The organism is Promicromonospora sp. NPDC059942 (assembly GCF_042731755.1).
Lineage (GTDB): Bacteria > Actinomycetota > Actinomycetes > Actinomycetales > Cellulomonadaceae > Promicromonospora.
Genome location: NZ_JBHWLR010000018.1, coordinates 56379 through 75068 on the forward strand (window position 1 = coordinate 56379; position 18690 = coordinate 75068).

The following is an 18690-nucleotide window of genomic DNA, read 5'->3' on the forward strand; positions in this document are numbered from 1 at the left end:
GGCGATCGTAGACGAACCGCCCCGACTCCGGGGCTCGAAGTGCTGAGGGTGCGCGAGGGGGGACTCGAACCCCCACGTCCGGAGACACCAGGACCTAAACCTGGCGCGGCTGCCAATTACGCCACTCGCGCGCGGCGCTCAGTCTACGGCCAGGTGAGCGTGCAGGTCAGCGGAACGCGGCGATGCCCGTGAGGTGTCGCCCCAGCACGAGCGTGTGCACCTCGTCGGTGCCCTCGTAGGTACGCACCGACTCCAGGTTGCTGGCGTGGCGCATCGGGGAGTGGTCGAGCGTGACGCCGTTGCCGCCCAGGATCGTGCGGGCGGTCCGGCAGATCTCGATGGCGATGCGGGCGTTGTTCAGCTTGCCCGCCGAGATCATGTGTCCCTCCAGCCGCCCGGAGTCCTTGAGCCGGCCCAGGCGCAGGGCCATGAGCTGTGCCTTGGTGATCTCCAGGGCCATGTCGACGAGCTTGGCCTGCGTGAGCTGGAAGCCGGCGATGGGCGTGCCGAACTGCTCCCGGCCCTGCGCGTAGGTCAGCGCCGCCTCGAACGCGTCCCGGGCCGCGCCCACCGCGCCCCAGACGATGCCGTAGCGGGCCTCGTCGAGGCACGCGAACGGCCCGGCCAGCCCCGGGTGCTCGGGGAGCAGGGCGTCCGCGGGCAGCCGCACGCCGTCCAGCGTGATGTCGCACTGCACGGACGCCCGCATCGACAGCTTCGGTTCGATGGGGACGGCGGTGAACCCCGGGGTCGACGTCGGCACGACGAATCCCCGCACACGGTCCCGCTCGCTCCCGTCGTCCTGCGGCTCGCTGACCTTGGCCCAGATGATCGCGACGTCGGCGAACGAGGCCATGCCGATCCAGCGCTTGGCGCCGTCCAGGACCCACTCGCCGCCGGCGTCGCCGCCCTCCGAGCCGGGCTCGAAGCGGGCGCGCGTGGTCATGCTCGCCGGGTCGGAGCCGGCCTCCGGCTCGGTGAGCCCGAAGCAGCCCACGACCTCGCCCGTGGCCATGCGCGGCAGCCACTGCTGCTTCTGGGCCTCGGAGCCGTGCTTGTGGATCGCGGACATCGCCAGCGAGCCCTGCACCGAGACGAACGTGCGGATGCCGGAGTCGCCGGCCTCCAGCTCCTGCGCCGCCAGGCCGTACTCGACGGCGGACCGCCCGGCGCAGCCGTAGCCGTCCAGGTGCATGCCGAGCACGCCGAGCTCGCCCAGCTCGGGGACCAGCTCGCGCGGGAAGTGGGCGTCGGCGAACCACCCGGCGATGTTCGGGCGCACCCGGCGGTCCACGAACTCCCGCACGCGGGCGCGCGTCGCGAGCTCGGCCTCGCTCAGCTCGGAGTCGACGTCGAGCAGGTCCGCCGGGCCGCCCATTAGCGACGCCATTCGTGCCTGAGCCTGCGGTTACGCTCCGGGCGGGTGCCTCGTTCCTCGGCCCCCACCCTGCGCTGCACCTCCGGCTCAGTCATCGAGCCCCAGCACCTTGCGGATCCGCGCCACGTGGCCCGTCGCCTTGACGTTGTAGAACGACTCGGCGACCGTCAGGTCCGGGTTCACCACGACCGTGGAGCGGATGACGCCCACGTACGTCTTGCCGTAGTTCTGCTTCTCGCCCCAGGCGCCGTACGCCTCCAGCGTCGCGTGGTCCTCGTCGGACGCGAGCGGGAACGTCAGCGTCTCGTCCTGCGCGAACTTGGCCAGCTTGGCGACCTTGTCGGGCGAGATGCCGACGACGGCGTAGCCCGCGCCCAGGAGGGACGCCTCCGAGTCACGGAAGTCGCACGCCTCCTTGGTGCACCCCGGCGTCGCGGCGGCCGGGTAGAAGTACACGATGACGCCCTTGTCGGTGCTCTTCGCCAGGTCGGCGAGGCTGACGGAGGCGCCGTCGGCGGTCGGGAGAGTGAAGTCGGGAGCCTTGTCCCCGGGCTCGAGGCGAGTCGTCATGCCCGTAACGGTAGTCGCCTTCGCGGCTCCTCGTGCCCTGCGCGACCGCAGCCTGTGGACAACGCGGAACGGCAGTCGCGTAGCGTTGTCCTGTGAGCACCTCCGCCGTGACCGACTCCGTGACGAAGCCCGGAAACCTCCCGATCCGCATGCTGCACGACCGGCTCCTGGTCGAGCCCGAGACGGACTCCGCGGAACGGCAGTCGACGGCGGGTCTGGTGATCCCGGCGACCGCCGTCGGCCCCAAGCGGCTCGCCTGGGCGACCGTCGTGGCCAAGGGCGAGCACGTGCGTCAGGTCGACGTCGGCGACCGCGTGCTCTTCGACCCGGAGGACCGCGCCGAGGTGGACCTGGCAGGCACCGACTACGTGCTGCTGCGCGAGCGCGACGTGCACGGCGTGGCCGAGAGCGACGAGGCGGACGGCTCGACGGGGCTCTACCTGTAGGTCGGGCTGACTGTGGGTCAGGCGGACGCTTCGCCGGCCTGCAGGGCCTCCAGGCGTTTGATCATGCGGCGCACGAGCAGCAGCGGGATCGCGCCGAAGATGCCGAACGACATGTCGATGAGGCTCCAGCCCCACGGGATGTCCCGCACCGGACCGGCGATCAGGGCCAGCGGGATGATCCCCGCGCACGCGATCAACCCGAAGTCGATGACCCAGATGTTGCGGACCGGATCGCGGAACGGGCCCCAGAACGCGACGGCGATGACGAGGTGGGCGAACGCGAGCCAGTCCGTGCCGTACGCGATGAACGGGTAGTCCCGGGCCGTGGCGTCCAGCCCTTCGCGGACACGGGAGAACCAGTCGACGAGGCTCGGCAACCAGGCGTCCACGCCCCACGCGACGAGCAGCTCGTGGCCCCAGCGGACCTCCGTCGCCAACGGGAACGCCGTGACCCCGCTCAGCACCAGGCCGACGACGAACACGATCAGCCAGGCGCGTACCCGCCGCAGGAGCGCTTCCTGTTCGGGCCTCGCCGCGACGTCTGCCAGGGAACTCGCGCCGGTACCGGTGACGGTCATGGTGCCGGAGCGTAGCGGCGGTCGGCCCTGCCCGGCTGTCGTGCAGTTCACAGGGCGGGCCTGCTCGTTCGGTTACCGATGACGCCCCTGGTCCTGGTAGTGTTTCTTCCCGTTGCGCGCCATTAGCTCAATTGGCAGAGCAGCTGACTCTTAATCAGCGGGTTCTAGGTTCAAGTCCTAGATGGCGCACCAACGCGACGGTCCGGCACCCTCCTTCGGGGGTGGTGGCGGGGGTTGTCGCGAGGCGGAGAAAGTGGTGCGCCGAGGGTCCGAAGCCCTGGTAATCTTTCCGTCGCAGGCGCCATTAGCTCAATTGGCAGAGCAGCTGACTCTTAATCAGCGGGTTCATGGTTCGAGTCCATGATGGCGCACAGCATGACGAAGGCCCCCACCACGGTGGGGGCCTTCGTCGTTCCGGGACGGGGCGGTCAGAGCAGGTCGACCGGGAACAGCTCCGTGCGCGCCACGACCCGGTCCCGCTCCTCCGTCAGCGCGGTGCGGCGCGGGTCCGCGAGGTACCCGTCGAGCTCCCGCTGCCCGGCGAACCGGTACAGCTGCACCTCGTGCGGGCGGCCGTCCGCGCCGTCGGACGCCGCGCGCTGCACCACCGTGCCGCCGTGCTCCGGGACCAGAGCCAGCACCTTGTCCTCGTAGGCCGTGAGGCCCTCCTCCTGGCCGGGCTGCGCCCACAGCAGGCAGCACAGCCGGATCTCGTCGTCGTGGTTCGCCATGGCCCGAGCGTAGGACGCGGTCTCGGCGTACCGACTATTTGTCCACTTGTTGCCTGCTGCACCTGTTCCGTTCACCCGGCCCGTCCAGGTTTGTCCTCCGGGCGTGCTCGGAGCCGTCCATCTCACGGACCACAGGGAGGACGGCCATGCGGCCAGTCACCAGGAAACAGCGGGGTCGGCAGCAGGCCGGTCTCGTCGCGGCGGTCACGGCGGCCACGCTCGCCATGACGGGTTTTGCGGCGACGTCGTCGTCCGCCGCCCCCGCGGACACCGCCCGCCCCGACACCGCCACGACGGCGTCGGCGCCGCACCAGCCGGAGGCCCCGACGTCGGGCGCCCCGACCCTCACTCCCGACGACGGCAAGTTCCTCGAGGGCACCGTGCCCGTCGCGGCCGAGCCGGTCGCACCCGGGGACGACGTCACGCGCCTGACCGTGGACGGCAAGGACGTCCCGGGTGCCACGGAGGCCCTCGGCACGTCGGTGCTCGGCTACACGGTCGGCACCAACTCGACCGAGGCGCGGTACAAGAACTACGTGTCGGTCAACGGCTCGGAGCCGATCCACCTGCCCGACGCCGTGAGCGAGCGCGTCGAGCTGGAGGTTCCCAACGAGTACCTCGTGGCCGGCGAGAACACGGTCGAGGTGGTCGTGGGCACGATCAGCTCCGACTGCGGCATCAACTACGACGACTTCGTGCTGTCGGACTTCACGCTGGAGCCGCTCGGCGAGCTCGCCGACGGCGAGGAGAACGAGTACACCTACTCCTTCGGCGACGGCACCTGCGGCAGCAACACCAGCCTGCTGCTGCGCGCCGAGCTGTCGTTCTTCGTCCAGGGCGACCCGCAGGGCACCACCGGCCTGAGCGCGGACCTCGACACCACGACGCTGACCAACGGCGCGCACACGATCGAGGCCCGCACCGCCTCGGGCGACTCGACGAAGCACCGGGTCCGCGTGAACAACGCGCCCGCCGGCGCGCCCCGTCTCTCGCCGGTCGACGGCACCCTGAGCCGCGGCACCGTCACCGTCACGGGCGCCCGCCCGGCGGCCGGCGAGGGCGCCACCGCGGAGCTCACGGTCGACGGCGACGCGGTGGAGACCACCGAGACGCTCGGCGGGGGCGACGCGGCCTTCTCGTTCAACGTGGGCTCGAACGCCGTCGACGGCGGGGCGGCGAACCTGCTGGTCGTCAACGGCATTGAGACGCCGATGGGCGGCTCGTACGCGAGCCAGCGCGCCGACATCGCGATCCCGAACGAGTGGCTGCGCCCCGGCGACAACACGGTCAAGGTGGTCACCGGCACCTTCGCGGGCGACTGCAACCGTGACGACTTCACGATCTCGAACCTGGCGCTGACGCCCGCGGCGGGCACCGCCGTCGGCGTCGGGCTCAAGCCGTCCTACGCGATGGGCGACGGCACCTGCGGCTCCAGCGGCACCGCGCTGCGCGAGGTCACGCTGACCTTCACGGTCGACGCCCCCGCGCGCGGCCTGCGCGCCGACGTCGACACCACCGCCCTGTCCGACGGCGAGCACGCGCTCGCGGCGACCTCGACGACGGGGGAGACCGCCGCCCGCGCGCTCTTCACCGACAACTCCGGCCCGGCGCTGGTGTCCGCGACCCCCGCGAACGGCGACCGGCTCACCTCGACGGTGCCGCTCGCGGTCGCCGTGGACGACGCCTCCGGCGTGGTCGAGGGCCCGGACGTCACGCTCGACGGCGCGGAGATCGCCGTGGGCGACCCGGTCGGCCCCGGCCTGACCGCGGGCGCGCACACGCTCGTCGTGTCCGCGAAGGACGGCCTCGGCAACGAGGTCACGCACGAGATCGACTTCGTCAGCGCCGGGATCCCGGACGTGCCGGCGGACGTCGCTCCGACGTCGGGCACCGACGGTGTGGGGCGCACCGCCACCCTGAAGGCGACCGTGGCCGCGCCCGGCGGCGGCGACGTCACCGCACGCTTCTCCGCCGCGGAGATCCTCACCCCGAACCAGGCCTGGCAGGGCAGCACGGGCGCCGTGCCGACCACGCTGGACGTGCGCGGCCAGAAGAAGCTGAGCACCAAGGCGCTGGAGCCGGGCGACGGGAAGTCGGTCACGTCCCCCGCGTCGGGCGACGTGACGTACCAGCGGTTCGACGTGCCCGTCCGCGGCCGCGTCGAGGCGCCGGTGCTGCGCTGGGAGGGCACCGCCGACCCGGCGCGCCTGGTCAGCCTGCGGGCCTGGAACCCGGACACCGACGCGTGGGACGTCGTCGCCTCCGCGCGCGGCGCGGTCGAGGGCGGCACCGTGCTGGAGGGCACCGTGTCCCGCGACTACGTGGACCGCGGCACGGTGCACGCCATGGTCACCGGCGAGGACCCCTTCGCCGACGACATCGACGCCGGTGACAAGGACCGGTTCGACGACCCGGACGACTACGACTTCTCGCTGGTGCACTACACGGACACCCAGTACCTGACCGAGGGCGCCGTGGAGCAGGAGACTGCCGAGGAGCGTGCCGTCTGGGCGCAGGGCTACACCGGCGTCATGGACTGGATCGTCGACAACGCCGACGAGCGCAAGATCGCCTACGTGGCGCACACCGGCGACATCGTCGAGAACAACATCCGGGCCTTCCCGCCCGAGATGGAGGACCAGGTCATCGGCGAGTTCGAGTTCGCGTCGCAGGCGCAGGCCCGGATCGACGCCGCCGGCATCCCGAACGGCGTCGTCGCGGGCAACCACGACAACCAGTCCGGCACCGACCCGACGCTGTACGACCAGTACTTCGGGCCGGACCGGTACGAGGCGCTGTCCGAGGACTGGACCGACGCGTCCTACGGCGGCGTCATGGAGCCCGGCTCGAACGAGAACCACTACGACCTGTTCTCGGCCGGCGGCCTGGACTTCGTGGTGGTGGGCCTGTCCTACGGCGTGACGCGCGACGAGGCCGAGTGGGCGGCGTCGGTCTTCGACCGGTACTCCGACCGCAACGGCATCCTGCTCACGCACGACTACCTGGAGCCGTCCGCGTCGCCCGACGGGCGCGGCGCCAACTTCGGCGGGTCCGACGGGCCGCTGCTGTACAACCTGCTCGTCAAGGACAACCCGAACGTGTTCATGGTGCTCGCCGGGCACCGGCACGGCGTGGGCACCAACGTGCGCCCGCCCGTGGTCGGGGACATCGGCGGCGGCGTGGTCGAGCTGCTCGCGGACTACCAGTTCTACACGGTGTCCGCCGGCCAGCTCGGGCTCACCGAGATCGGCGGCTACCAGCCCACCGACCAGCTCCAGTTCGGCGCCTCGTTCTTCCGCATGCTGCAGTTCGACGTCGACCGCGGCGAGGTCTCGATCGACACCTACTCGCCGCTGCTGGGCGAGTTCGGCGCCACGGAGTACGACACCGAGCACCGGTACAACGGGCTCGAGGACAACATGGTGCTGCCGGTCGACCTGACCTCCCGCACCACGTCCTTCAGCACCGACTCCGTCGTGCTGTACGACCCGGTGGACGAGATCGGCCGGGACACGGTGGCCTCCGGTGAGGTCGCCTCCGTCCGGTGGTCGGGCCTCAAGCCCGACCGCACGTACGCCTGGTTCGTCACGGCCCGCACCTCCGGGGGCGGCACGACGACGGCCTCGCCGGCGTACTTCACCACGGCGCGGCGTTGAGACTGCGCCGTCCGCTGGCCCTGGCGGGGCTGCTCGCAGTGCTGAGCAGCCCCGCCGTGGGGCAGGTCGCCTCGGCGCACGACGCCACCAGTGACGTGTACGCCGAGGTGACCACGGCGCCGTCGTCCTCCGGTCCGGAGGGCGGCGGTGCGGACGTCGTGGCCGTGCTCGACCTGGAGTACGACCTGCTCATGAAGTCCGCCTGGCTGCGGGCCGAGGCGTACGACGCGACCGGCCGGGACGACCAGCTCGCCCAGCTCGACGAGCACGAGGCCGAGGTGGACGGGTACGTCACCGACCGGTTCGCCGTGGCCTACGACGGCGAGCCGTGCGCGCCTGAGCTCTTTGCTGCCGACGTCGTAGAGCGGGGTGAGCGGCCGTACGCCTCCCTGACCTACACGTTCGCGTGCGACGGCGAGCCTGAGGGGGTGCACGAGGTCTCCAGCGCGCTGTTCCCGGACGCCGAGTCGTTCGTGCACTCGACCGAGACGATCATCCGGTACTCGCTCGACGACGAGGACGGCTCGGCGGTGCTCACCGCGGCGTCGCCCACGCTGACGACGGGGGAGCACCGGCTGCTGAAGCAGGTCGGGGAGTTCTTCGTGCTGGGCGGCGAGCACCTGCTGTTCGGCATCGACCACGTGCTGTTCCTGCTGGCGCTGCTGATCGGGGCACGGCGGCTGCGCGACGTCGTCCTGACGGCCACGGCGTTCACCGTGGCGCACTCCGTGACGTTCCTGCTCGCGGCGCTCGGCGTGGTGTCGGTGCCGGCGATCGTGGTGGAGCCGGTGATCGCGGTGTCGATCGCCGTCGTGGCGGTGGTGGACCTGGTGCTGATCTGGCGGGGTGGGGCGGGGTTCGGGGCTGGGCTCGGGGGTTCGGCCGGTTCGGCGTCGGGTACGGTCCGGGACGCCCTGCGGTGGCGGGCGCCGGCTGGTCTCCGGGATGAGCGGGGCGCGTGGGACCGCTGGCGGCTGCCCGTGGTGTTCGTCTTCGGGCTGGTGCACGGCGTCGGGTTCGCCGGGGCGCTCGGCATCGACGCCGCCTGGTCGTGGACCCTGCTGTGGTCGCTGCTGTCGTTCAACGTGGGCATCGAGGCGGTGCAGCTCGGCATCATCGCGGTGGTGTTCCCGCTGCTGGTGCTGCTGCGGGTCCGCGCCCCGCGCACGGCCCGCTGGGTGCTGCTGGCGGGCTGTTCGGTGATCGCGGCGGTGGCGCTGTGGTGGGTGCTGGAGCGGCTGGCCGGCTGACGCCGGGCCGCCGCCAACGGCTGGCCGGCTGACGCCGTGGGTAATGAACGTAGGTGTAGTCGCACTCTGAGCGCTCAGAGTGCGACTACACCTACGTTCAGTTGTGTCGGGCAGGTCAGCCGGCGCCGGCGTCCGGCTACTCGTGTGCCGACCAGAACGCCTCCAGCTCCGCGTCCAGCGCCGGCGCCACCTGCATGGGCAGGGAGTGCGTGGTGTCCGGCCAGACCTTGACCTGCGCGTCCGGGATCAGCTCCGCCTTCTCGGCCGCCGCCTCGCCGCCCGCCAGCGACGAGTCGCTCGCGATCGCCACGTACACCGGCATGGGCAGCCCTCTCAGGTCGTCGTCGCTGAGCACGGAGGGGCTGGGCAGCCCCGACGAGCTGTAGCTCTTGGAGCCGACGGCGATCATCCGGGCCAGCGGGTCGTCGGGGTCCACCTCGTCGTCCGACACGCCGCCGATCCGGTTCAGCGCGGACTCGCGCCAGGAGTCCGGGAAGAACGGCAGCGAGACCGGGATGGTCGTGAGGATGACCGACAGCGGCATCATGCCCAGCGTCATGACGGGCTCCAGCAGGCTCAGGCTGGCCAGGCGGTCCGGGTGGCGCACCGCCACGGCCGCCGCCAGCCCGCCGCCCTGGGAGTGCCCCACCAGGTGGACCCGGTCGAGGTCCAGCCCGGCCATCGCCTCCTCCACCCAGCGGGCGGAGTCGGCCATGTCGCGCAGCGGGACAGCCTGCTCGGACAGGCCCGTGTCGCCGAGGGTGTCGAAGGCGTAGACGGTCCGGTGCTCGATGAGGTCGGGCAGATTGTCGCCCCACATCGGGGTCGCGGCGGACCGGCCGGGCAGCAGGACGACGGGCGTGGCGTCGGGGTGCTCGGCGTGCACCCAGGCGTAGGCGCGGACCGTGCCGAAGCTCGTGGTCACGTCGTGCGTCGCGGTGGGCTCGGGCAGGCGGCCGAGCGCCTCGGCGTACGCGTCCTCGTAGGCCCCGCGGTCCTCGGGCGTGCGGAAGTGGCCGACGCCGGGGCCGCCCGCCGCGACCAGCAGCGCCAGCCCGCTGGTCGAGACCACCGCGACGACGGCGAGCAGGACGGTCGGCCAGCGGCGACGCTTCGGGCCGGTGGTTGAGGTGCGCATCGGAGGTACTCTCGGAGCCGGGGCGGTTTTGCAATACGATCGCATCGTAACAGGTAACGATGCGACCGCATTGCTATCCTGGCCGCATGCCGAGAGTCGTGGACCATGAGGAGCGCCGCTGGGAGATCGTCCTCGCGCTCTGGCTGGTCATCGCCCAGCACGGGATCGAGGGCGTCAGCCTGCGCCACGTGGCGGCGGAGGCCGGCGTCTCCATGGGGCGCATCCAGCACTACTTCGGCACCAAGGACGCCCTCGTCCTGGCCGGGTGCACCGCCCTCGTCGACCGCGCCTACGGCGGGTACCAGGAGACCGCCGACGCCGCTCCGCGCGAGCGCCTGCTACACGTGATGAGCCAGCAGATCCCGCGGGACGACGCCGGACGCATGGGCGTCAGCGTCTGGTACGCCTACGTGGCCAAGTCGATCAACGACGCCGCCGTCCGCCAGGTGCTGGCCGAGGCGAGGCGCGGCGCCGAGGACGAGTGCGTGCGGCTGATCCGGGCCGACCGCGACACGAGCGCCGAGGAGGCGCTGACGCAGGCCCGGCGGCTGCTGGCGCTCGCCGACGGGCTCACGCTGCGGGTGCTGGTCCGGGACCTGGAGGCTGCCGAGGCGGTGAGCATGCTGGAGGCCGAGGTCGGCCGGGTGTGATCGAGCCGCCCGGACCCCGGTGCGGCTCTCAGTCCGTGCGGTCCGGACTGCCGAACAGGTCGCCGAACGCCTCCTCCGCCTGCCGTGCGACCTCGACGTCCCGGGTCAGCCGGGCACTGCGGTCGACCGGCCCGTCCCAGGCGCGGGGGTCCCGGGCGGGTCCGTCGAGGAGCCCGCACAGGATCCAGCCCAGGACGAGCTGGGGCCCGGAGGTGCCGCTCCGGGCCGCCATGGTGGTGAGCTGGTCGCCGTCGGCGTCGGACAGGTCGACGACGACCCGCCGTCCGTCGACCTCGACACGCGAGCAGGAGCCGCGGGTGGTCATGGGTGCTTCCGATCGGAGGTCGTCGGGGAGGGGTGCGGCCGCCTCGGTGCCTGGGGCCGAGGCGGCTGTGCACAGCCTGCCGCGTACGCCCGCGGGGGCGCGCGTCGGGCCGGGAATCAGTGCGGATACGCAACGCCCGCCCGCGACCTCGTACGCTTTTCCCGTGAGTCAGCCCGCTTCCGCCCAGCCCGACACCGCGCGCCAGGACACCGAGACCCCGCTCGACCTCTCGGGGTTCCGGACCAGGCCGGTGTCGTTCGTGCGCCGGTCCGGCCGTCTCACGGACAAGCAGAAGCGCCTGTGGGCCGAGCGCCGCACCACCTACGTCGTCGACGTGCCCCGGGCGATCGCGCGCACCTCCGTGCACCCGGAGTATGTGCTCGACGCCGCGGCGCTCTTCGGGCGCACCGCCCCGCTCGTGGTCGAGATCGGCTCGGGGCTGGGTGACGCCGTCGTCGGCGCGGCGTCGACCGATCCTGGGCGCGACTACCTCGCCGTCGAGGTCTACCAGCCCGGGCTGGTGCACACGATCGCGCGCGCCGAGCGGGCCGGGGCGGCCCTGGGGCAGGACGGGCTGCCGAACCTGCGGCTCGTGCAGGCCAACGCGGCCGAGCTGCTGGAGACCACCGTCGCGGCCGCCTCGGTGGACGAGCTCTGGGTCTTCTTCCCCGACCCGTGGCACAAGGCCCGCCACCACAAGCGCCGCCTGGTCACCGCGGAGTTCGCGGCGCTCGCTGCGCGCGTGCTGCGGCCCGGCGGGACGCTCCGCCTGGCGACCGACTGGGCCGAGTACGCCGAGCAGATGGTCGAGGTGTTGGAGGCCGACGAGGACCTCGTCAACGCGCACGGCCCCGGCGTCCTGGCGCCGCGGTTCGAGCGCCGCGTGCTGACCGGCTTCGAGCGCAAGGCGCACGACGCCGGGCGGGACATCGCCGACCTGGAGTACGTGCGCCGCTGACGTCGCGCTGACCAGGTGCTTCCCCGGGGCGGGTGGCAGATACCGTTCGAATGTAACGACTTGGTCAAGTCAGGAAACGCGCCGTCTGAACCGTTTGCCCCCGGCATGTGAGGTACGGCACATTGGGCCGGGTGCGAGATGCGCACACCGGGCCGCGGCAGAGCGCGCGCCCCCATGAGCCAATGGAGGCGTCATGAGTGACGTACAGGCAGCAGGGCCTGCCGAAACCGATTACCAACGTGTCGAGCGATCGGACGAGTTCCAGAGCCTGCGCAGGGCCTTCCGGAACTTCGTCTTCCCGATGACGGCGCTGTTCCTCGTCTGGTACCTCCTGTACGCCCTCATGAGCACGTACGCGCACGAGTTCATGAGCATCCGCGTGTCCGGCACCATCACGGTCGGGCTGGTCTTCGGGCTGCTGCAGTTCGTGTCGACGTTCGTGATCACCACGCTGTACGCGCGGTGGGCCAACAACAAGTTCGACGCCCGGGCGCAGGCCCTGCGCGAGGAGATCGAGGGGGGCGAGCTGTGAACGGGACAGTCACGGCGGCGGCGGCCACGAACGTCGGCAACACCTGGGTCAACATCGGCATCTTCGCGGCGTTCGTGGTGGTCACGCTCGTCGTCGTCTTCCGCGTCTCGCGGCAGAACAAGAGCGCCGCGGACTTCTACGCCGGCGGCCGCAACTTCACCGGCACGCAGAACGGCACCGCGATCGCGGGCGACTACCTGTCCGCCGCGAGCTTCCTGGGCATCGCGGGCGCCATCGCCGTCAACGGGTACGACGGCTTCCTGTACTCCATCGGCTTCCTGGTCGCGTGGCTCGTCGCGCTGCTGCTGGTCGCCGAGCTGCTGCGCAACACCGGCAAGTTCACGATGGCGGACGTGCTGTCGTTCCGCCTCAAGCAGCGGCCGATCCGGCTCGCGGCGGCACTGTCCACGCTTGCGGTGGTGTTCTTCTACCTGCTGGCGCAGATGGCGGGCGCGGGCGGCCTCGTCGCCCTTCTGCTCGGCATCACCGACAAGGCGGGCCAGGGTCTGGTCATCGCCGTCGTCGGCGCCCTGATGATCCTGTACGTGCTGGTGGGCGGCATGAAGGGCACCACCTGGGTGCAGATCATCAAGGCGACGCTGCTCATCCTGGGCGCCGGCGCCATGACCATCTGGGTGCTCGCGCGCTTCGGCTTCAGCCTCTCCGCCGTCATGCAGGAGGCGGTGAACATGGCCGGCGAGAACGGCGAGGCGATCCTCGAACCGGGCCTCCAGTACGGCGCCACGGCGCTGTCGCAGCTCGACTTCCTCTCGCTCGCGCTGGCCCTGGTGCTCGGCACCGCGGGCCTGCCGCACGTGCTCATGCGGTTCTACACGGTGCCGTCGGCCAAGGAGGCCCGCAAGTCCGTGGTCGTCGCAATCTGGCTGATCGGCATCTTCTACCTGTTCACCCTGGTGCTCGGGTACGGCGCGGGCGCGCTGGTGGGCCCCGAGGCGATCCTCGCGGCGCCGGGCGGGCAGAACTCGGCCGCACCGCTGCTCGCGTTCGAGCTCGGCGGCGAGATCCTGCTCGGCATCATCGCGGCGGTCGCCTTCGCGACCATCCTCGCGGTGGTGGCCGGCCTGACGATCACGGCGGCGGCGAGCTTCTCCCACGACATCTACGCCTCGATCATCAAGAAGGGGCAGGTCTCGCCCGACGGCGAGGTCCGGGTGGCCCGCTGGACCGTGGTCGTGATCGGCATCATCGCGATCATCGGCGGCATCTTCGCCAACGGGCAGAACATCGCGTTCCTCGTGGCGCTGGCGTTCTGCGTCGCGGCGTCGGCGAACCTGCCGACGATCATCTACTCGCTGTTCTGGAAGCGGTTCAACACGTCCGGCGCGCTGTGGAGCATCTACGGCGGCCTCATCTCGACCGTCGTGCTGATCATCTTCTCCCCGGTCGTCTCGGGGAAGCCCGCTGACCCGGTCACCGGGCTCAGCAAGTCGATGATCAGCAACCCGGCCATCGACTTCCACTGGTTCCCGCTCGACAACCCGGGCATCGTGACCATCCCGCTCGCGTTCGTGCTCGGCATCGTCGGCACCTACCTGAGCAAGGAGCGGTCGCACCCGGAGAAGTACGCCGAGATGGAGGTCCGCTCCCTGACGGGCGCGGGCGCGGAGAAGGCCACCGCCCACTGACCCACCCTCTTCGTTGAGTGCTGGCTATTTGTTGCTCTGCGGGCCTCAGGCCCGCAGATGGCCAGCACTCAACGAAGGGCGGGGCGGCGGACGGCGTCGTCGATCGCCGGGGCGAGTGTCGGCCAGCGGAAGGCGAAGCCCGCGGCGGTGAGCCGCTCGGGCAGCACCCACCGGCTCTTGAGCACCAGCTCCGCCTCGTTGCGCAGCACCCACACGGCGGGCTCCAGCAACCAGCGCGGCGCGGGGATCCCCAGCGGCATCCGGGTCGCCCGGCGCGGCTCGGCCATGAGCGTGCGGTTGTCGGCCGGGTTGGGCGAGGCGAGGTTGACCGGCCCGGAGATCTCGTCGTGCTCCTCCAGGAACCGGACGGCGCGCAGCACGTCGTCGACGTGGATCCACGAGAACTTCTGGCGGCCGCCGCTGTGGTGGACCGGCACCGGGCCGCCGGTCGGCGAGTCGCCGATGCCGCGGTAGCGGCGGTGCTGGAACCACCAGCCGTCGAGCTGTGGGCCGCCCACGCCGAACCGTGCGAGCCGCGCGAGCATGTCCGACGCCGGGCCGCCCAGCACGATCGCCATGCGCAGGGCGACCCGCCGGGTCTCCGGCAGGCGCCCCGCGAAGAGCTCGTGCTCCCAGCTCCGCGCGACGTCCACGGAGAATCCCGCGCCGAGCTCGCCGTCGTTCTCGGTCTGCGGTCGGTCCAGCGCATACCGGTAGATCGTCGCGGTGCTCGCGTTGAGCCACAGCCGCGGGGGACGGGCGGAGGCCGTGACGGCGTCGTGCAGCTGCCGCGTGGTCTCGACCCGCGACCGCAGGATCTCGTCGCGGTTCCGGTCCGTGTACCGGCAGCCCACGCTCTTGCCTGCGAGGTTGACCAGCAGGTCGGCGCCGTCGACCACGTCCCGGAGGGCCTCCGGCCCGTCGGACCACCGCACGTCGGGTCCGTCGCGGCCGACGCGCGCGACCTCGTACCCGCGTGATGTGAGGTCGTCGACGAGCGCCCGCCCGATGAACCCGGTCCAACCCGCCACGACGGCCCGCTTCGCCTCGGTCATGCGCCGCAGCGTATCGCCCGCCCTCCCCGGCGCCCGTTGAGTGCTGGGTATTTGTTGCCAGGAGGGCTTCGGCTCGACAAATAGCCAGCACTCAACGAAGGGGGTGGCGGGTCAGGGGGCGATGGTCAACGCCGTGATGCGGTTGTCGTGGAGGGTGTAGCGGTAGCGCAGGTCCACGACGTTGCCCGGGAAGTCGCCCTCCAGGTGGCGGACGGCGGTCCAGCGCTCCGCATCGTCCTGCCGGACGGCAGTGAGCTCGCTGGTGTAGGTGTACTCGCTCGCGGCCCGCGACAGCCAGGAGCGGATCTCCGCCAGGCCGCGATAAGTGCGGCCCTCGTCGGTGACCTCCGCGTCGTCGGCGTAGCAGGCCAGCTCGCGCTCGGCGTCGCGGGCCTCGTGCGCCGCCAGGTGGGCGGCGAGGACGGCGGGCAGGTCGGCGGTGTTTTGGGGTGTGGTTCCTTGGTCCATGCCACCCAGGCTGGGGCCTCCCGCAGGGAGAGGGTCAACCCGTCCCGCGGGAGGCGAGGCCGTCCGACGGCGGAGGGTGCACAGTGGTGCCGTGACCCGAGGCCTGACCATCGGCGAGTTCGCCGAGATCACCCACCTGAGCGTCCGGACGCTGCGCCGCTACCACGAGTCCGGTCTGCTGGAGCCGGACCGGGTGGACCCCGTCAGCGGCTACCGGTACTACACGGCCGCGCAGATCCCGCAGGCGCAGGTGATCCACCGGCTGCGCGAGCTGGACGTGCCGCTCGCTGTGGTGCGGCAGATCCTGGCCACGTCCGACGCCGACGCGCGGGCCGGGCTGGTCGCCGGCCACCTGCGCCGGCTGGAGGACGAGCTGGACCGGACCCGGGCCGCCGTCGTCTCGCTCCGCCGGTTGCTGAGTCCCGCGGTGCCGCCCGAGGTCGTGCTGCGGACCGAGCCGCCCCGGCTGGTCGCGGCCGTGGCGGGCGTCGTCGGGCACGACGAGGTGCTGACCTGGTACGCCGACGCGATGGCCGAGCTGGACGAGGCCGTGGCCGGGCACGAGCGGCTCGGGCCGCCCGGCGGGCAGTACGACAACGCGCTGTTCCGCGACGGCCGCGGCCCGGTCCTCGTGTACCGGTCCGTGGCGGACCCGCCCGAGCGCGGGCGGGTGCGACCCGTCGAGCTGCCCGGGGTCGAGCTCGCCGCCGTCGTCCACCACGGCTCGCACGACGACATCGACGTCACCTACGGGCGGCTCGGCGCCTGGGTGGTCGACCACGCGCTCGCGGTGGACGGCCCCGTGCACGAGACATACCTCGTCACCCCGGCCGACACGCCCGATCGGACGGCGTGGCGCACGGAGCTGGCCTGGCCGGTCTTCCGCCTGAACCCGAGCCCGAACCGCCCCACCCCGAACCGTTGAGTGCTGGGTATCTGCGCTTCAGACGGCTCTCGAACCGCAAATACCCAGCACTCAGCGGGAGGGTTCTAGGCGGATGACTACCGACTTCGACGCCGGGGTGTTGCTCTGGTCCGCCGTGTGGTCCAGCGGGACCAGCACGTTCGTCTCCGGGAAGTACGCCGCGGCGCAGCCGCGCGCCGTCGGGAACGAGATGGCGCGGAAACCCTCGGCGCGGCGCTCGCCGATCGAGCCGTCCGGCCCAGGCCACTCGCTGACCAGGTTCACGGTGTCGCCGTCGGCCAGGCCGCCCGACGCCAGGTCGTCCGGGTGGACGAACACGACGCGCCGGCCGTTCTTCACGCCGCGGTACCGGTCGTCGAGGCCGTAGACCGTGGTGTTGAACTGGTCGTGGGAGCGGACGGTCTGCAGCAGCAGGCGGCCCTCCGGCACCTGGACGATCTCCAGCTCGTTCACCGTGAAGTTCGCCTTGCCCGTCGTCGTCGGGAAGAGGCGGGCGTCGCGGGGCGGGTGGGGCAGCACGAACCCGCCGGGCTCGGCGACCCGCCGGTCGAAGTCCTCGAAGCCCGGGACCACGCGCGAGATCGAGTCGCGGATCCGGGAGTAGTCGGCCGCGAACTCCTCCCACGGCGTCGGGTCCTCCGGGCCGAGCACGCGCCGGGCCAGGTCGCAGAGGATCGCGGTCTCGCTGCGCAGGGCGTCGGAGACCGGCGCCAGCCGGCCGCGCGACGTGTGCACCACGCTCATGGAGTCCTCGACCGTGACGACCTGCTCGCGCCCGCCCGTCATGTCCCGCTCGGTGCGGCCGAGGCACGGCAGCACCAGCGACCGCCTGCCCGGGAGCACGTGCGAGCGGTTCAGCTTGGTCGACACGTGCACCGTGAGCGGCACCTCGCGCAGCGCGGCCTCGGTGACGGCGCTGTCCGGCGTGGCCGCGGCGAAGTTGCCGCCCACCGCCATGAAGACCCGGAGGTGCCCGTCGCGGAGGGCCCGGACGGTGTCGACGACGTCGTACCCGTGGGCGCGCGGCGGCTCGAAGCCGAACTCCGTGGACAGCGCGTCCAGGAACAGCTCGGTGGGGCGCTCCCAGATGCCCATGGTGCGGTCGCCCTGCACGTTGCTGTGCCCGCGGACGGGGCAGGCACCCGCGCCCGGGCGGCCGACGTTGCCCCGCAGCAGCAGGAAGCTCACGACCTCGCGGATGGTCGCCACGGCCTGCTTGTGCTGGGTCAGGCCCATCGCCCAGCAGACGATGATGCGGTCGGCGGCCTTCACGTCGTCGACGAACGCCTCGATCTCCGCCCAGTCCAGGCCCGTGGCCCGCTCGACGTCGGCCCGGTCGACGGCGCGCCAGGCGGCCGCCGCCTCCGGGAAGCCCGAGGTGTGCTCGGCGATGAACTCGTGGTCCAGGACCCGCTCGTGCCCGGTGATCCGCGCCTCGTCGTCGGCCTCGACCAGCAGGCGGTTCACCGCCTGGAACAGGGCGAGGTCGCCGGCGAGGCGGACCTGGAGGAACCGGTCGGCGAGCTTGGTGCCCTGCCCCACGACGCCGCGGACGCGCTGCGGGTTCTTGAACGTCTGCAGCCCTGCCTCGGGCAGCGGGTTGATCGCCACGATCCGGGCGCCCCGGTCCTTGGCCTCCTCCAGCGCGGTGAGCATGCGCGGGTGGTTGGTCCCAGGATTCTGGCCGACGACGACGATCAGGTCGGCGTGGTCGGTGATGTCCTCCAGCGACACGCTGCCCTTGCCGATGCCCAGCGTCTCGACCAGGGCGGTGCCGGAGGACTCGTGGCACATGTTCGAGCAGTCGGGCAGGTTGTTCGTGCCGAGCTTGCGCGCCAGGAGCTGGTAGAGGAACGCCGCCTCGTTGCTGGTGCGGCCCGACGTGTAGAACGCGGCCTGGTCCGGCGTGTCCAGGCCGCGCAGCTCGCCGGCGACCAGGCCGAGGGCCTCGTCCCAGGACACCGGCCGGTAGTGGTCGGCGCCCTCCTCGCGCAGCATGGGCTCGGTGATCCGGCCCGACTTGCCCAGTCGGTGGTCGGTCCAGGTCGCGAGCTCCGAGATCGCGTGCTCGGCGAAGAACGCGGCGTCCGCGCGCTTGCGGGTGGCCTCCTCAGCCACCGCCTTGGCGCCGTTCTCGCAGAACTCGGCGAGGTGCGGCTTGCCCGGCTCCGGCCAGGCGCAGCCCGGGCAGTCGAAGCCGCGCTGCTGGTTGATCAGGGGGAGCGTGCGCAGGCCGCGGCTCACGCCCGCCTCCTCGAACACGTGCGCCAGGCCGTGGACCACCCCCGGCACGCCGGCTGCCGCCGTCTTGGGCGGCCCGATGCGCAGGCTCTTCTCGGGGGCGTCGGTGCGGGCCTCGTCGCTCACGTCGGTCACGATGTCGA

The 18690-nt window shown here is 71.9% G+C and carries 17 protein-coding genes and 3 tRNA genes; 10 read left to right on the forward strand and 10 right to left on the reverse strand.

Going from position 1 to position 18690, the window contains the following annotated elements; all coding sequences use genetic code 11:
• Nucleotides 1-49: 49 nt before the first annotated feature.
• The 3 genes from ACFV9Q_RS23730 to bcp all read right to left on the reverse strand — a co-directional run bounded on the left by ACFV9Q_RS23730 (nucleotide 50) and on the right by bcp (nucleotide 1948).
• A tRNA-Leu gene (locus ACFV9Q_RS23730) sits at nucleotides 50-131 on the reverse strand.
• Between the two features lie 35 nt (nucleotides 132-166).
• Nucleotides 167-1390, reverse strand: a complete 1224-nt coding sequence (locus tag ACFV9Q_RS23735) for an acyl-CoA dehydrogenase family protein (protein ID WP_377236443.1) — start codon at nucleotides 1388-1390, stop codon at nucleotides 167-169.
• 75 nt (nucleotides 1391-1465) lie between these two features.
• Nucleotides 1466-1948 carry a thioredoxin-dependent thiol peroxidase gene (bcp, locus tag ACFV9Q_RS23740; RefSeq protein WP_377236444.1) on the reverse strand — a complete coding sequence of 161 codons (483 nt, stop codon included), beginning with the start codon at nucleotides 1946-1948 and terminating at the stop codon, nucleotides 1466-1468.
• Nucleotides 1949-2097: 149 nt separating this feature from the next.
• Between bcp and ACFV9Q_RS23745 the strand changes: the two genes are divergently transcribed.
• Nucleotides 2098-2394, forward strand: coding sequence for a co-chaperone GroES (locus tag ACFV9Q_RS23745; protein ID WP_020013266.1), 297 nt, complete (start codon nucleotides 2098-2100; stop codon nucleotides 2392-2394).
• A gap of 17 nt (nucleotides 2395-2411) precedes the next feature.
• Here the strand turns inward: ACFV9Q_RS23745 and ACFV9Q_RS23750 are convergent, their stop codons facing one another.
• Nucleotides 2412-2972, reverse strand: coding sequence for a hypothetical protein (locus tag ACFV9Q_RS23750; protein ID WP_377236445.1), 561 nt, complete (start codon nucleotides 2970-2972; stop codon nucleotides 2412-2414).
• A gap of 116 nt (nucleotides 2973-3088) precedes the next feature.
• Here ACFV9Q_RS23750 and ACFV9Q_RS23755 point away from each other — a divergent pair.
• Together ACFV9Q_RS23755 and ACFV9Q_RS23760 are read left to right on the forward strand one after the other, a co-directional pair.
• Nucleotides 3089-3164, forward strand: a tRNA-Lys gene (locus ACFV9Q_RS23755).
• Nucleotides 3165-3270: 106 nt separating this feature from the next.
• Nucleotides 3271-3343: transfer RNA gene (locus tag ACFV9Q_RS23760), tRNA-Lys, on the forward strand.
• A 57-nt stretch (nucleotides 3344-3400) separates the two neighbouring features.
• Here ACFV9Q_RS23760 and ACFV9Q_RS23765 read toward each other — a convergent pair.
• A complete protein-coding gene (locus tag ACFV9Q_RS23765; RefSeq protein ID WP_377236446.1) occupies nucleotides 3401-3703 on the reverse strand; it encodes a hypothetical protein in 303 nt (100 codons plus the stop codon).
• Between the two features lie 146 nt (nucleotides 3704-3849).
• On the opposite strand from ACFV9Q_RS23765, the gene ACFV9Q_RS23770 reads away from it, so the two are divergent.
• Together ACFV9Q_RS23770 and ACFV9Q_RS23775 are read left to right on the forward strand one after the other, a co-directional pair.
• On the forward strand, nucleotides 3850-7359 hold the full coding sequence (locus tag ACFV9Q_RS23770; RefSeq protein WP_377236447.1) for a hypothetical protein: 3510 nt from the start codon (nucleotides 3850-3852) through the stop codon (nucleotides 7357-7359).
• A complete protein-coding gene (locus ACFV9Q_RS23775) occupies nucleotides 7356-8609 on the forward strand; it encodes a HupE/UreJ family protein (protein ID WP_377236448.1) in 1254 nt (417 codons plus the stop codon). Before ACFV9Q_RS23770 ends, ACFV9Q_RS23775 begins: the two co-directional genes overlap by 4 nt.
• 136 nt (nucleotides 8610-8745) lie before the next feature.
• Here the strand turns inward: ACFV9Q_RS23775 and ACFV9Q_RS23780 are convergent, their stop codons facing one another.
• The gene (locus ACFV9Q_RS23780) at nucleotides 8746-9747 is read right to left on the reverse strand and encodes an alpha/beta fold hydrolase (protein WP_377236449.1); all 1002 of its coding nucleotides are present in this window, start codon (nucleotides 9745-9747) and stop codon (nucleotides 8746-8748) included.
• Nucleotides 9748-9833: 86 nt separating this feature from the next.
• On the opposite strand from ACFV9Q_RS23780, the gene ACFV9Q_RS23785 reads away from it, so the two are divergent.
• On the forward strand, nucleotides 9834-10397 hold the full coding sequence (locus tag ACFV9Q_RS23785; protein WP_377236450.1) for a TetR/AcrR family transcriptional regulator: 564 nt from the start codon (nucleotides 9834-9836) through the stop codon (nucleotides 10395-10397).
• A gap of 28 nt (nucleotides 10398-10425) precedes the next feature.
• Here ACFV9Q_RS23785 and ACFV9Q_RS23790 read toward each other — a convergent pair whose 3' ends face one another.
• The gene (locus ACFV9Q_RS23790; protein ID WP_377236451.1) at nucleotides 10426-10722 is read right to left on the reverse strand and encodes a hypothetical protein; all 297 of its coding nucleotides are present in this window, start codon (nucleotides 10720-10722) and stop codon (nucleotides 10426-10428) included.
• 163 nt (nucleotides 10723-10885) lie between these two features.
• On the opposite strand from ACFV9Q_RS23790, the gene trmB reads away from it, so the two are divergent.
• The 3 genes from trmB (at nucleotide 10886) to ACFV9Q_RS23805 (ending at nucleotide 13858) form a co-directional block, all read left to right on the forward strand.
• A complete protein-coding gene (gene trmB / locus ACFV9Q_RS23795) occupies nucleotides 10886-11680 on the forward strand; it encodes a tRNA (guanosine(46)-N7)-methyltransferase TrmB (RefSeq protein ID WP_377236452.1) in 795 nt (264 codons plus the stop codon).
• A gap of 193 nt (nucleotides 11681-11873) precedes the next feature.
• Nucleotides 11874-12212 (forward strand): DUF485 domain-containing protein, encoded by a 339-nt coding sequence (locus ACFV9Q_RS23800; RefSeq protein ID WP_377230971.1) that lies wholly within the window; start codon nucleotides 11874-11876, stop codon nucleotides 12210-12212.
• On the forward strand, nucleotides 12209-13858 hold the full coding sequence (locus ACFV9Q_RS23805) for a cation acetate symporter (protein ID WP_377236453.1): 1650 nt from the start codon (nucleotides 12209-12211) through the stop codon (nucleotides 13856-13858). The genes ACFV9Q_RS23800 and ACFV9Q_RS23805 overlap by 4 nt, the downstream gene beginning before the upstream one ends.
• Nucleotides 13859-13926: 68 nt before the next feature.
• On the opposite strand, the gene ACFV9Q_RS23810 is transcribed toward ACFV9Q_RS23805, so the two are convergent.
• Nucleotides 13927-14913 (reverse strand): epimerase, encoded by a 987-nt coding sequence (locus ACFV9Q_RS23810; RefSeq protein ID WP_377236454.1) that lies wholly within the window; start codon nucleotides 14911-14913, stop codon nucleotides 13927-13929.
• Nucleotides 14914-15024: 111 nt separating this feature from the next.
• Nucleotides 15025-15381 carry a nuclear transport factor 2 family protein gene (locus ACFV9Q_RS23815; RefSeq protein ID WP_377236455.1) on the reverse strand — a complete coding sequence of 119 codons (357 nt, stop codon included), beginning with the start codon at nucleotides 15379-15381 and terminating at the stop codon, nucleotides 15025-15027.
• Nucleotides 15382-15472: 91 nt separating this feature from the next.
• Here ACFV9Q_RS23815 and ACFV9Q_RS23820 point away from each other — a divergent pair, with 91 nt between their 5' ends.
• On the forward strand, nucleotides 15473-16306 hold the full coding sequence (locus ACFV9Q_RS23820; RefSeq protein WP_377236456.1) for a MerR family transcriptional regulator: 834 nt from the start codon (nucleotides 15473-15475) through the stop codon (nucleotides 16304-16306).
• A 51-nt stretch (nucleotides 16307-16357) separates the two neighbouring features.
• On the opposite strand, the gene ACFV9Q_RS23825 is transcribed toward ACFV9Q_RS23820, so the two are convergent.
• Nucleotides 16358-18682 carry an FdhF/YdeP family oxidoreductase gene (locus ACFV9Q_RS23825; protein ID WP_377236457.1) on the reverse strand — a complete coding sequence of 775 codons (2325 nt, stop codon included), beginning with the start codon at nucleotides 18680-18682 and terminating at the stop codon, nucleotides 16358-16360.
• Nucleotides 18683-18690: the final 8 nt, after the last annotated feature.

Bases quoted from the DNA above. Each gene is read 5' to 3' on its own strand.
- ACFV9Q_RS23735 (WP_377236443.1), bottom strand. From the start codon at position 1,390: ATGGCGTCGCTAATGGGCGGCCCGGCGGACCTGCTCGACGTCGACTCC.
- bcp (WP_377236444.1), bottom strand. From the start codon at position 1,948: ATGACGACTCGCCTCGAGCCCGGGGACAAGGCTCCCGACTTCACTCTC.
- ACFV9Q_RS23745 (WP_020013266.1), top strand. From the start codon at position 2,098: ATGCTGCACGACCGGCTCCTGGTCGAGCCCGAGACGGACTCCGCGGAA.
- ACFV9Q_RS23750 (WP_377236445.1), bottom strand. From the start codon at position 2,972: ATGACCGTCACCGGTACCGGCGCGAGTTCCCTGGCAGACGTCGCGGCG.
- ACFV9Q_RS23765 (WP_377236446.1), bottom strand. From the start codon at position 3,703: ATGGCGAACCACGACGACGAGATCCGGCTGTGCTGCCTGCTGTGGGCG.
- ACFV9Q_RS23770 (WP_377236447.1), top strand. From the start codon at position 3,850: ATGCGGCCAGTCACCAGGAAACAGCGGGGTCGGCAGCAGGCCGGTCTC.
- ACFV9Q_RS23780 (WP_377236449.1), bottom strand. From the start codon at position 9,747: ATGCGCACCTCAACCACCGGCCCGAAGCGTCGCCGCTGGCCGACCGTC.
- ACFV9Q_RS23785 (WP_377236450.1), top strand. From the start codon at position 9,834: ATGCCGAGAGTCGTGGACCATGAGGAGCGCCGCTGGGAGATCGTCCTC.
- ACFV9Q_RS23790 (WP_377236451.1), bottom strand. From the start codon at position 10,722: ATGACCACCCGCGGCTCCTGCTCGCGTGTCGAGGTCGACGGACGGCGG.
- ACFV9Q_RS23800 (WP_377230971.1), top strand. From the start codon at position 11,874: ATGAGTGACGTACAGGCAGCAGGGCCTGCCGAAACCGATTACCAACGT.
- ACFV9Q_RS23810 (WP_377236454.1), bottom strand. From the start codon at position 14,913: ATGACCGAGGCGAAGCGGGCCGTCGTGGCGGGTTGGACCGGGTTCATC.
- ACFV9Q_RS23815 (WP_377236455.1), bottom strand. From the start codon at position 15,381: ATGGACCAAGGAACCACACCCCAAAACACCGCCGACCTGCCCGCCGTC.